The following is a 13,085-nucleotide window of genomic DNA, read 5'->3' as shown; positions in this document are numbered from 1 at the left end:
GTTATATTGTTAATAATAGATATTAATTACTCATTCCTAATAACTGAAAAATTATGCTTAACACAATTCTCCTCCAGAGCATCGACTCAAGCTGGGCCAACATCCTCATGATTGTAGCGCTTATCGCCGTATTCTATTTCATGATGATCCGTCCGCAGCAGAAGCGTCAGAACGAAATCAAGAAGTTCCGTGAAGGTCTCCGTGTCAATGATCCGGTCGTTACAGCCGGAGGTATCTATGGCAAGATAAAGAGCATCGATGACACGACTTTCTCGATTGAAATTGCCAAAGATGTGCGCATCACTGTTGACAAGGGCTCGGTTTATCCTTCGGCCCAGCAGGCTGCGCGTGATGCCGCTGAGAAGGAAAACAAATAATCGGCTTCTCTGATGAACGAGAAGGCTCGGAAAATACAGACGAAAGTGACCGCGGCTCTTAAATCGAGCCGCGGCCAAAACGTCTTGCTCTATCTGCTTTTCGTGGCGGTAGCTTTTGTTTTCTGGGTCTTTCTTTCGCTTGACACTGAGGTGCAGCGCGATTTTGATGTCCCGGTTGAACTTCAGGATGTGCCCGACAGCGTGACTATCATAGGACAGGTTCCACATTCGTTCGGTGTCAGCGTCAAAGGCAAGGATGCCCAGCTTTTGCGTTTCTTCTGGGGGAAGATGTCGCCGGTCAAACTTAAATGGCACGACAACGTGGAGGGGAATGCCTTGGTTGTCAATCATCAGAAACTCGATTCACGCATGAGGGAATATTTCGGCAACGGCGTGCAGATTGTGTCGTGCCGTCCCGATTCATTGCGTCTGCCTTTCACTACCCAGCCGGGTGTGAAGGTGAAGCTTGTGATTCAGGCTGACATAAGGCCGAATCTACAATATATAATTTCAGGTCCGATTACAGCTGATTTCGATTCTGTGACGCTCTATTCCGTGGCCGATCTTCCTCATTCGCTTAAATTTGTCGCCACAGAGCCTATTGTCAAGTCGGAGCTGAAGGACACAACCCGCTATGAGGTAAAGGTCAAGCCGATAGCAGGAGTGCGTATTATTCCTGATGTCGTCACGGTCACAGTCCCGATCGAGCCGTTGATTATGCGCAAGCGTTCTGTCGGCATTGAAGTGGAGAATATCCCCGAAGGAGCTAATCTGATCACGTTTCCTTCGAAAATAGAGATGAGCTATCTCGTGCCCATGAGCGCATATAATGACGATTATCCGGTTAAGGCGTATGTCGATTTCAATGCTGCAAAGCCATCGAAAAAGAAGCTTCCTGTGACATTGTCGTCGCTGCCCGGGGTATATCATAATGTCAGCTTCTCGCCTGATAGCGTTGAATATATAATTGAAAATGCCAAGTAGACAGCCGGTTTGTATGGCGTGGCTGTCTCGCGAATATTTTTGAATAGAACTCCCTTCCAGCTAAAATCTAAGCCTATGTTAACTGCCATTTCCGGAGGAATCGGATGCGGAAAAACCGTTGTAAGCCGTGTCGTCAGGGCTATGGGTTATCCTGTTTATGACTGTGACAGCCGTGCGTCTCGGATAATGGATACGGATGACTCGATCAAACGGGATATTGCCGAGAAAGTTCATCGCGAATGTATAACGGACGACGGGCGTATAGACCGCCGTCGTCTTAGTGAAGTGGTGTTCGGCGACTACGAAGCGCTCCGGCGGCTTAATGCCATAGTCCATTCTGCTGTCAGACGAGATCTTGCTTTATGGTATGAGCGCAACAGCCCGGCTGATTGCTTTGTGGAGACAGCCATACTCTATCAGAGTGGCCTCGACCGAATGGTCGACGAGGTATGGGAAATAGATGCTCCGCTCGATTTGCGTGTGGAGCGTGTTATGGCTCGCAACAACTTTGATCGCGGTCAGGTCTTGTCGAGAATATCTTCGCAGGATCGTTTCGTGCCTGATTCGGTCCACAGCTGTGTCCGCCGTATTCTCAACGATGGTGTGAGTCCGCTGCTACCGCAGATAGAAGACGCTTTGAATGCAAGATTTATGACCCGCATATAATATTGGCGACCTGTTTTCGTTAAATTATTATAATGCCGCAGGCATTGTAATTTTGTGAAAAAACTCCTTTATGAAAACCAAATCATTATTCCTGAGCATTATTGTGGCCGGTGCGCTCGCATCGTGCAGCAGTAATAAAACCGTATTACCGTATTTCACAGATATATCCACCATAAAAGAGGGAACGCTTCCGGCTGACAACTATCTCCCGGAGATAAAGCCCGACGATGAACTCTACATTGCTGTGACTTCCGCTAATCCTGAAGCTACAGCAATCTACAATATCGCTACGGCCAATCCTTCGACACGTGAACTTTTCGGGCAGACAATCACCCCGACCCCACAGACCTACATCGTGACGAGCGACGGAAATATAGATTTCCCTGAGCTTGGCCGCATCCATGTCGCAGGAATGAACGTCGAGCAGCTTCAAGCCGACCTTACAGCCAGAATCAGCAAGGATGTCGACAATCCTATCGTGGTGGTTGAGCTTGTGAATTTTCAGGTCAATGTTGCCGGCGAAGTCAACAATCCCGGTCCGGTGAAGGTGAGGCGTAACCGATTTTCCATTCTCGATGCTCTCTCGGCGGCCGGCGACATGACCCCGTATGGCGAGCGTTCGAATGTCCTTCTTATCCGTGAGAATAACGGCAAGAAAGAATATGTGCATATCGACATGAATTCATCCGATATTCTTACGTCGCCTTATTATTATCTGCAGCAGAACGATTATATCTACGTCGAACCAAACAAGGTGCGTCAGGCGAACTCGAAATACAATCAGGACAATGCGTTCAAGCTTTCTGTCATCTCGACTGTTGTAAGCGCGGCTTCAGTCATTGCCTCGCTTGTGATAGCTTTGGCTGTAAAATAAATTCATCACAATCACTCGGCTTTTAAATCTATAAAGTAGCTTTCCGAAAAATATGGCTAAAAACAATAAGTCGGATTTTATCGACGTTCACGCCTTGATCAAGACATATCTGTCTAAATGGTATTGGTTTGTTATATCTGTGGTATTATGTGTGGGCTTAGGCTTCCTGTATTGCAGGGTTCATCAGCGTCCCATGGCTATAAGGGCACACGTGCTCATCCAGCAGGATGATTCTAACCCTATGGCCGATCTTGGCGGAATGGGCAGCCTGTTCGGATCGAAAGGCTATGTAGAGGATGAGGTTTTTGTAATTGGCTCTCACTCGTTGTTCAGCAGTGTCACCAAAGAGCTTGGCATAAACAAACTTCATTATGTCCGCGACGGATTTCTTAAGAGCCATCTGGCTTTCCCGGAATTCCCTGTCGACGTGGTCGCCCCCGGAATTGCCGACACTCTTATGTCGACCATCGTGTTTAAAATCAAGGTGGATGAAAACGGTCTTGCCGACATCGAAGCTAAGGTCAAGAGAGATGTGATCGCTGATGTCGAGGATGTTAAGCTGCCTGCTCAGGTCAAGACCATCTATGGCGACTTTACGGTGCTGACCACTCCGGAATATGTAAAAGGTGAAAAATTAAAGACCACTGTGTCGTTTACCGGCTATGGCGTTGCCGCCGAGGAACTCGACACAGAAGTGAGAGCTTTCAGAGGCAGCAAGAAGAGTAATGTCATCTGTCTGACATTCGATACTCCGAATGTTGAATACGGAGTGGCTGTACTCGACAAAATCATAGAGAAGTACAACGAGCGCGGTATTATTGAGAAAAATCTTCAGGGCGAAAAGACTGAAGCATTCTTGAGAGACCGTATCCAGCTGTTGTCCAACGACCTGAATGAGTCGGAATCGGCTATACAGCAATACAAGGAACGTAACGGAATCATTGATGTCAATGCCGAGGCGTCTTATCAGACCGGAAAGAAAGGCCAGACTGAAAACGCTCTGTTCAATGTCGAGAAGGAAATCGAGCTGCTTAAGCTTACCCGCGAGTTTCTTGCCGATTCGTTGAACTACTCCGACCTGATTCCTACGACTGTGGCAAGCGGTGCTGTTCAAGGAGGTATTAATTCATATAATGCCTTGGTGTTCAAACGTCTCGAGCTTAGCCAGAATGCCAAGCAGAACAGCTATGCAATCCGTCAGCTGACAAAGCAGATGGATTTGATGAGGGCAAATCTGCTAAATTCAAGCGAAAAAGCATTGGCAAACGCATCGGTCAATCTCCAGAAACTCATGTCGGAGAAAAATGAGATTACAGGTAAGCTCAGCAACATCCCGACTCAGGAGCGCGAATATGTCAACATGAAGCGTCAGCAGGAAATCAAGCAGCAGATCTATCTTTTTCTTCTCCAGAAACAGGAAGAGAATGCCATGCTTCTTGCAAATGCTGTCCCGAAGGGCCTGATTATCGACGATGCTTTCTCGCTCAGTGAGCCTCTTGGAATGTCGAAAAAAGTGATACTTCTCATCGCCTTCATTTTAGGCATATTGCTGCCTGTTACAATAATATATGTACACAGACTTCTCCGCAGCAAATTTGAGAGCAAAGAAGAGGTTCAGCGCCATATCTCAGCCCCGGTTCTCGGTGAAATGTGCATTGACCGTTCGGGCCGCAGTCTCGTGGTTTCGCCGACCGACACTTCGTCTGCAACCGAGCTGTTCCGCCTGATGCGTACCAACCTCCAGTTTATGCTCGGTGGTGAGGGCGACAAGGTGGTGCTCATGACTTCGACCCGTTCAGGCGAAGGCAAGTCGTTCATCTCTCTCAATCTCGCCGCCACATTGTCGCTTCTTGAAGGCAAGAGAGTCCTGCTTGTCGGAATGGATATTCGTAATCCTCAGTTAGCCAACTATCTGGGAATCAATCCTCCGCTTGGCCTTACGAACTATCTGTCGGCATCCAATGTGACACTCGAATCTATCATCCTGCCTATGCCGGGTGTCAATAATTGCGATGTGATTGTTGCAGGTCCCATTCCTCCGAACCCTGCCGAGCTTCTCGCTTCAAGCAAGGTCGACGACCTGTTTGCTAAACTCCGCACTATGTATGACTACATCATTGTCGACAGTGCTCCTGTCGGAATGGTCAGCGATACTTTTGCCCTTGACCGCATCTCGGATGCCACTATCTATGTGACACGTATCAACTACAGCACATTCACCGATTTGCGTTTTGTCGAGGATATTTATACCGACAAGCGCTTGAAAAAACTTTCGGTTGTTGTCAACGGCACATCCTCGAAGAAGGGGTATGGCTATGGCTACGCTGCGAAAACCTCGAAAAAATAAACTTTTTTCGTCGCTATGTTAGAGAAATACAAAGTTTTCACAGGCTTGTTTTTCGGGGCATTGTGGGTTCTTCTGACTTTCGGATTCATATCAGAGGAACTCCTGCCTCCGTTGATTCCATTACGAAGTGTCGTGATGCTGCTTTGCGATGCTGTATTTCTCATCCTCGGCCTGTATTCTTTGCGCGACAGGCGTGACCGGATTGTGTTTGGTTCGTTTGTCGTGCTTGGATGTGTGGCGTCCTATCTTAATCACCTCGGTGTGATTTTTGTCGTTAACGGAGCCCGTGACTTTTTCGGCATGCTATTCGCAGTGCCTATCTGCCGATTTCTGCTAAAGTCAAAATACCGCGACAGATTCATTGATTCATTTGACAAACAGCTGTGGATATTTCTGCTTCTCCAGACCTTTTGCGTGACATGGCAATTTTTCAGATATGGTCCGGGTGACCATGGTGGAGGGTCGATGGGAAATGGCTTTTCGGGAATCGTCACCACGTTGATTTATATCATATCGTTCTATCTTTTGTCGAAGAAATGGAACTATGGCAATTATTGGATGGAACTGTGGAAAAATAAAGTCTATATTTTCCTCCTTTTCCCGACATTCCTGAATGAGACAAAAATCGGATTTCTTTTCTTGTTGGCCTATTTCCTTCTGCTGTTGCGCGTCGAATGGAAAACCGTATTTAAAGTGCTGATTTCAGTTCCGCTCATTGTGGTTGCAATGATTGTGGCGGGTTATGTCTATCTTGTCGTCACAGGGCAGACGTTTGAATCTGTATTTTCACAATCGGCAATGGATGATTATATGGTAGGCGAAGATCCGGAGGAATTGGTTGAGCTTGGCATGGCTATTCAGGATGGAATATATGATCGTGAGGATATCGGTCAGGTTGACATACCGCGTTTTTCAAAGCTCGTTTTCATCCCGGAAGCGCTGAAAGATGCCGCAGGCGGTAGTCTGTTTGGCGCCGGTCTCGGACAATTCAAGGGTGGTACTACTCTGAGCCTTACGCCTTATGCCGATACGTGGGCGTGGTTGTTGGGAGGTTCTGTGCCCTACATATTTTTTATTGTCATTCAGCTTGGTTTGTTGGGGGCAGTATGGTTGTTTTATAACCTCTTCACTGTCATGTTGCCTCCAAGCCCGATGCCGCTTGGAAGGAATATCAAGATTTTTGTGTGGCTTATCCTTGCATTGATGATGTTCTACAATGATTCGTTAAGATTTTTCCCTTTCTGTGCTATAATATTTTATATTATTTTGTTTGGCTATGTCAATGTGTCGGAAAAGCATGCCAAGATATGATATTATATGGTAAAGTAGTTTAGACTATGAATGATATTCCAGCAATCTCAGTCATTGTCCCGGTCTATAAGGTTGAGAATTACATACATACTTGTGTTGAAAGCATTTTACGCCAGACATTCGCTGATTGGGAGATGATTCTTGTCGATGATGGCTCGCCTGACAGATGTCCTGACATCTGTGACGGATACTCGCGTGCCGATTCGCGCATAAAGGTGATTCATAAGCGGAATGCAGGACTTGGCTATGCTCGGAATTCAGGGCTTGATGCGGCATCCGGGAAATATGTGTGTTTTCTTGATTCAGATGATTATCTGGCATCAAATACATTTGAGCACTGTTACCGTATAGCCGAAAAGGAAGAGGCTGATCAGGTCCGTTATATGTTTGGACGATTCTTGGACCGCGATGGTGTTAATATCAATCCGTTGTCCACGGACGTACCTTATAAAATAGGCATAGGCCGTGATGGTGTCGAGCCTATTCTTGATATCGTTTCGCCTTTGATTTCGGAGCGTAAATTTTTTGCACCTACGACAGCAAGCAGTTGCACTGCGCTTTATCGTCGTGAGCTCATAGAAGCTAATGCCATACGCTTTCATTCCGAACGGGAGCTTATGAGCGAGGACTACATATTTAGTATTGATTTTGGAATGGTATGCAGAAAAATCGTCTACACTCCATATCAGTTTTACTACTATCGCCACAATCCGGCTTCGTTATCGTCAGTCCCTCGTCTTGACAGATTTGACCGGGCCGTCCATTTCGCTGAGTTTCTTGCCGAGAAAATGAAGGGCTATGGCTACGAGAATCCGGAAATTTATGCCATGGGCTATGCGATAGGTGAGATGAGAAGCTCGAACTTGAGAGCCTTTTTTGCAAAAATCCCTTATAGCCAGAAAAAAGCCATATTTATGAAGACATTGCAGCATGGCTATGTCGGGGAAATCCGCCGGCATTATCCGCTCGACCGTCTTCCGATGATGCAGCGTGTCGCGTTTTTTCTCCACATCAATCGTCTTTTCTGGTTAAGTTACTTTGTGACAAAGGTTAGGATGATATGGAAAAAATAGATTCCGCCACATGGGATAGGATAGGGCTGGCGATTGTTGCAAAATATAATCGTTTTTGCTAACTTTGCATTCACAGCGCATTCATTAGATATGGACGCACGATAAAACAAAAATTATTCACACGTCAATCGAAAACACATACATAGTCTACTGAAGACTACCTTGAAAGGACCGCATCGTTTGACCATTTTATTCATAGTTATATGCAAGCTATAATTCTGGCAGCCGGTATGGGGCGTCGCCTCGGAGAGTTGACGAAAGGTAATACGAAATGTATGCTTGAAGTTAATGGCGAAAAACTCATAGACCGGGTTGTTCGTCGCCTTTCTGCGCTTGACCTGAAGAGAATAGTTATTGTCGTAGGTTATGAACGGGAAAATTTAATGGGTTATCTGCGCACTGCCTATCCTTCCTTGGATATTGAATTTGTGGAGAATCCGGTCTACGACAAGACAAACAATATATACTCCCTCTGGCTTGCTAAAGACTATCTGATGGAGGACGACACTCTTCTTCTTGAATCGGATCTTATCTTTGAAGATAGTGTTATCGACTGTGCCATATATTCGTCATATCCAAATCTTGCTTTGGTTGCCAAATACCAGCCGTGGATGGACGGGACTATGATTTGTAAGGATTCAAACGACAATATCGTCACTTTTATCCCCAAGTCGGCGTTTGAATATGATGATACCGACAGCTATTATAAGACGGTAAACATCTATAAGTTCAGCCGTGAATTTTCATCAAAGCGTTATCTCCCGTTTCTTGAAGCATATATCAAGGCGATGGGTAACAATGAGTACTACGAGCAGGTGTTGCGCGTAATGACGCTGATTGACAACTGCGATATAAAAGCGGTCGATATTGCCGATAGGAAATGGTATGAGATCGACGATGTGCAGGATCTCCGCATAGCCGAGACCATTTTTGCCGATGCCTCATTGCGCCTTCAAAAGATGCAGCACAGCTTTGGTGGCTATTGGCGCTATTCCGGAATGCTTGATTTCTGCTATCTTGTCAATCCCTACTTCCCGACACAGAAGATGGTCTACGAGATGAAGGCTAATTTCGATACCCTTCTCCGTCAATATCCTTCCGGCATGGGTGTTAATTCGATGCTTGCAGGTAAATATTTTGGTATCAGGCAGGAATATATCTGTGTCGGCAACGGTGCTGCCGAGCTGATTAAAAGCCTGATGGAGAATCTTGAAGGGAATCTCGGAGTCACTTATCCTACATTCGAGGAATATCCCAACAGAATAGGAGAGTCGGAACGGGTGGTGTACTATCCCGGAAATGACGATTTTTCATATTCAGCCGACGATTTGATGGCTTATTTCGGCGATAAAGACATATCTGCATTGCTCATTGTCAATCCCGACAATCCATCGGGCAATTTTATTGAAAAATCCGAGCTTGTCAGACTGGCCGAATGGTGTGCCGGCAGAAATATCCGGCTTATTGTTGATGAGTCGTTTGTCGATTTCTCCGACGATGGATTTGCCAATACCCTTCTTGATAACGAAATACTTGGACGCTACCCGAATCTGTGTGTGATGAAGAGCATATCCAAGTCCTATGGAGTCCCCGGTCTTCGTCTTGGAGTGCTTGCTTCGTCAGATGAATCGCTCATTAGCCGTCTGAAGAAAGACGTGGCCATCTGGAACATAAATTCCTTCGGGGAATATTATATGCAGATTTATGGCAAGTATGAGAATGATTATGCTGCCTCCTGTGATAGATTCCGTCGCGAACGCGCAATATTTTTTGCTGAGCTGGCCTCTATCCCTTATCTGAGGGTAATACCTTCGCAGGCCAACTATTTCCTTTGTGAAGTGACCGACAGGTTCACATCCTATGAGTTGACATTGCGCCTTCTCGCGGATTTCAATATTCTGATAAAGGATTGTTCGAACAAAAAAGGCTTTGTCGACGGAAGGCAATATGTGCGTATCGCGATTCGCGACCGTAGGGATAACGCCTTGTTGATTGACGCTCTTAAAACATTAGGAAGATGATTGAAGAAAAAACAATATGTATCTGTGGTGGTGGCAGTCTTGGCTCGGTTATTGCCGGAATTGCCGCTTCAGGAGGATATCGTGTCAACATTCTGACTCGTCGGCCTGAAAAGTGGGGCGATGAGATGACGGTGATTGATCCCGACGGAAAGATATTTGCGGGACATCTTAACAAAGTTTCCGATAAAGCCGGTGAGGTGATTCCTGAATCCGACATCATATTTTTTTGTCTCCCGGGGACAGCCCTCTATGATGAGCTTTTAAAAATAAAACCCCATCTCTCCGCTTCGGCTATTGTCGGGAGCGTGTTTTCATCCACCGGATTTTTTATCACCGGAATTGATGTCCTTGGTGAAGACGCGAGACTGTTTGGTTTTCAGCGCGTTCCCTACATTTCTCGCCTGAAGGACTACGGACATTCCGCCTATTTGCTTGGCTACAAAAAATCACTGAATATAGCATACTGGAACGTAAGTGATGCCCCGCTCTATACAAGTCTGTTTGAGGATATGCTTCATACCCGGATAGTTGGTCTGAGTCATCCGCTTGAAGCAATGCTGACAAACAGTAATCCGATTCTTCATCCTGCGCGCCTCTACACATTGTTCCGTGATTTCAATCCGGAGCATCCGTTTGTTGCCCCTCCTCTTTTCTATGAGGATTGGACCGACGAAAGCTCTGAAATACTGATGGCTTGCGACAATGAATTTCAGTCGCTTGTGAAATCAATAGGGATAAAACAGTCTGTCATACCGTCGTTGCTGGACTATTATGAGTCGGTCGATGCGGCATCGCTGACAAGAAAAATTCGTTCGATTGTTGCGTTCAAAGGCATCTATGCTCCGACTAAACCTACTTCCGACGGAATGTATGTCCCGGATTACGACAATAGGTATTTTCAAGAGGATATACCTTTGGGTATGATGCTTATAAAGTATATGGCGCAGATTAATCATATCCCGACCCCGACTATTGATATGATACTTCATTGGTATGAAGGGTTGACCGGGAAACATTTGCTCAGTGGCGCTGAAATAGCAGAGAGTGAAGACACGGCGGCGATCCGGTGTCTTAACGGTCCGGTTATAACGAAACTCATATCGACATTCAATGTCTGATTCGCTTGGTCATAAGGCGATGAAAGGGACTGTCTGGTCGACTGTCGACCGGATAGGCAACATGTGTCTCCAGTTCGGGGTTAATCTCGTGCTGGCACGTCTGCTGCTGCCTCGTGAATTCGGTGCGATAGGAATGATTGAGATTTTCCTTGTCGTTTCCCAAGTGCTCATTGACGGTGGATTTGCGGCTGCTCTCATTCAGAAAAAGAAACCGACTCAGACTGATTATTCCACGATTTTTTATTGGAATATATTTATCGCTGTAATCTTGTATGGCGTAATCTTTTTATCTGCGCCTTTAGTCGCGGAGTTTTTTAATCTGCCGGAACTTTGTAACCTGCTGAGGGTCATTGGCCTGATTCTGATTACCAACGCATTCTCGCTTATTCAGACCAATAGACTTCGCAAGCAGCTTGAGCTTAATAAGCTTGCATGTGCCAATCTCTGTGCCTACACGGTGAGTGGCATATTGGCTATTGTGGCTGCCTATTCCGGACTTGGAGTCTGGAGTCTCGTTGTGCTTCAGCTTGGCTATAGTTCTATTCTGGCTGTCATCCTGTGGGTGGTTACAGGGTGGATGCCGTCGGCGGTTTTTTCTCGCAAGTCCCTGCAAGAGCTGTTCGGTTTCGGCGGCTATCTTCTTGCAGCCGGACTTCTGCAGGAAATATGCAAGAATCTACAGGGAGTGATTATCGGAAAGCGGTTTTCGGCTATAGCGATGGGTCTGTATTCTCAGGCCTCGAAGCTTGACAGAATAGCCTCATACACATTGCCTAATATTCTTGTGCAGGTAATGTTTCCTGTCTATGCTTCAGTTCAGGACGACGATGACAGGTTGATTAAAATGCTTGGTCTCAACACCCGTCTTATATCATCGGTGATATTTCCTCTGATGGCTGTGCTGATTCTTGTGGCACATCCCCTCATCGTATGTCTGTGGGGACATACATGGAGCGCCTGTGCGCCATATTTCCAGATTCTATGCGTAGGAGGCCTCTTCATATGCCTGCAGAACACCAATTTTTTTGCTGTAGCAGCCAAAGGCAAGAGCCGTCTTCTGTTCCATTGGAGCATATATAAATGGAGTTTCCTGTTGCTTTGTTTGTTTGTCGGCATGAATTATGGAATCTACGGGTTGCTTTGGGGAATGACATTGAGTAATTTCAATATATTCATGGTCAACGCATTGCTTGCTTCCCGCCATACAGGCTACAAATTCTCGATGCAGCTCCGTGATGCTCTTCCCTTGCTTTTGCTGACAGCCGTCGCCTTTTCATTGACTTATTTGCTTGGAATTCTGCTGACATGCCACTTTGTTGTGACAGTCGTGATATTTGCTGCCATTTATATTGCGCTTGCTTATGCTTTTAAATTAAAAGTCATAAATGAAATAAAGATGGTGATGATGCGTTTTCTAAGAAAACAAGAAGTTTCTGTCGAATGATTTCATCCTCTATGATAGACCCGATTTTACAGCAGGAATTGCGCAGCCGTTTCAATCCTGACGGATCTCCGTTAAGACGTCATCAGTTACTGATGCTTGACATGTTGAAGAAGATTGACCGCATATGTGTTGAGAACAATATAAAATATTGGTTGAGTTCCGGCACATGTATCGGTGCGCTTCGTCACGGAGGTTTTATCCCTTGGGATGATGATGTGGATTTGGAAATGCTGGAGGACGATTTTAAAAAACTCCGTCGTGTGATGCGTGCCTATGATGGAGGTGACCTCGTCTGGCAGGATTCCCGATCCGATTTCGAATACGTACAGCCATTTGCTAAAATCCGTGATACCCGTAGTGTGATTCATGAGATTCCTGATACTGATAGAAATTATCGGTACAGGGGTGTTTTCATTGACATATTCGCTATCAGACCGAGTGGTTCATTGAACCTATATAAGTTAGGCGGAAAGCTTCAGACATTTTTCCTCTATCGTCCTCAATACATCGGTAATCGTTTTTTGCGCAGGGCTACGATTGCTTTTTCGCGCCTGTTGGTGACCAAAGGGCTTTTGCGTCTTATCTCATTAGTTGACGGCTTAGTAAGTAACGGGCAGTATCGTCATCTCCCGGGCACAGCCTTCCATCGTCCACGGTTCAAAAGTGATGTCGTCTCTACGCGGTTGACAAAATTTGAGGACACCGAGTTGCCCGTTCCGATAAATGCCGAGCATTATCTGGAGCAGATTTATGGTGATTTCCATAAAATCCCCCCATTGGATTCAATTGTCCCACATATCTCGGATATATCTTATAAATGACAGTATATGCACAACATCAGCGGCAGCCCATCGATGGACTGCCGCTGAT

Annotated in this window: 11 protein-coding genes; all 11 read left to right on the top strand. The window is 45.9% G+C overall.

Going from position 1 to position 13,085, the window contains the following annotated elements; genetic code table 11:
- Positions 1-50: 50 nt before the first annotated feature.
- On the top strand, positions 51-377 hold the full coding sequence (yajC, locus tag QZ311_RS03625) for a preprotein translocase subunit YajC (RefSeq protein WP_123613277.1): 327 nt from the start codon (positions 51-53) through the stop codon (positions 375-377).
- Positions 378-389: 12 nt separating this feature from the next.
- Complete coding sequence (locus QZ311_RS03620; RefSeq protein ID WP_297064008.1) at positions 390-1,361, top strand: hypothetical protein; 972 nt, start codon at positions 390-392, stop codon at positions 1,359-1,361.
- Positions 1,362-1,436: 75 nt separating this feature from the next.
- Positions 1,437-2,027 carry a dephospho-CoA kinase gene (gene coaE / locus QZ311_RS03615; protein ID WP_297064005.1) on the top strand — a complete coding sequence of 197 codons (591 nt, stop codon included), beginning with the start codon at positions 1,437-1,439 and terminating at the stop codon, positions 2,025-2,027.
- Between the two features lie 70 nt (positions 2,028-2,097).
- Positions 2,098-2,901 (top strand): polysaccharide biosynthesis/export family protein, encoded by an 804-nt coding sequence (locus tag QZ311_RS03610; protein WP_297064002.1) that lies wholly within the window; start codon positions 2,098-2,100, stop codon positions 2,899-2,901.
- Positions 2,902-3,094: 193 nt separating this feature from the next.
- A complete protein-coding gene (locus QZ311_RS03605; RefSeq protein ID WP_297063999.1) occupies positions 3,095-5,248 on the top strand; it encodes a tyrosine-protein kinase in 2,154 nt (717 codons plus the stop codon).
- Positions 5,249-5,263: 15 nt separating this feature from the next.
- Complete coding sequence (locus tag QZ311_RS03600; protein ID WP_297063996.1) at positions 5,264-6,559, top strand: hypothetical protein; 1,296 nt, start codon at positions 5,264-5,266, stop codon at positions 6,557-6,559.
- A 26-nt stretch (positions 6,560-6,585) separates the two neighbouring features.
- The gene (locus tag QZ311_RS03595) at positions 6,586-7,632 is read left to right on the top strand and encodes a glycosyltransferase (protein ID WP_297063993.1); all 1,047 of its coding nucleotides are present in this window, start codon (positions 6,586-6,588) and stop codon (positions 7,630-7,632) included.
- A 203-nt stretch (positions 7,633-7,835) separates the two neighbouring features.
- Positions 7,836-9,653 carry an aminotransferase class I/II-fold pyridoxal phosphate-dependent enzyme gene (locus tag QZ311_RS03590; protein ID WP_297063990.1) on the top strand — a complete coding sequence of 606 codons (1,818 nt, stop codon included), beginning with the start codon at positions 7,836-7,838 and terminating at the stop codon, positions 9,651-9,653.
- Positions 9,650-10,771, top strand: coding sequence for an NAD/NADP octopine/nopaline dehydrogenase family protein (locus QZ311_RS03585; protein WP_297063985.1), 1,122 nt, complete (start codon positions 9,650-9,652; stop codon positions 10,769-10,771). The genes QZ311_RS03590 and QZ311_RS03585 overlap by 4 nt, the downstream gene beginning before the upstream one ends.
- Complete coding sequence (locus tag QZ311_RS03580) at positions 10,764-12,215, top strand: lipopolysaccharide biosynthesis protein (RefSeq protein WP_297063982.1); 1,452 nt, start codon at positions 10,764-10,766, stop codon at positions 12,213-12,215. The genes QZ311_RS03585 and QZ311_RS03580 overlap by 8 nt, the downstream gene beginning before the upstream one ends.
- Positions 12,212-13,036 carry a LicD family protein gene (locus QZ311_RS03575; RefSeq protein ID WP_297063981.1) on the top strand — a complete coding sequence of 275 codons (825 nt, stop codon included), beginning with the start codon at positions 12,212-12,214 and terminating at the stop codon, positions 13,034-13,036. Before QZ311_RS03580 ends, QZ311_RS03575 begins: the two co-directional genes overlap by 4 nt.
- Positions 13,037-13,085: the final 49 nt, after the last annotated feature.

It is taken from the genome of uncultured Duncaniella sp. (genome assembly GCF_910578445.1).
In the GTDB taxonomy this organism is placed as follows: domain Bacteria; phylum Bacteroidota; class Bacteroidia; order Bacteroidales; family Muribaculaceae; genus Duncaniella.
Note: the sequence above shows the minus strand (reverse complement) of the source record. Positions and strands in the feature narration are given on the sequence as shown.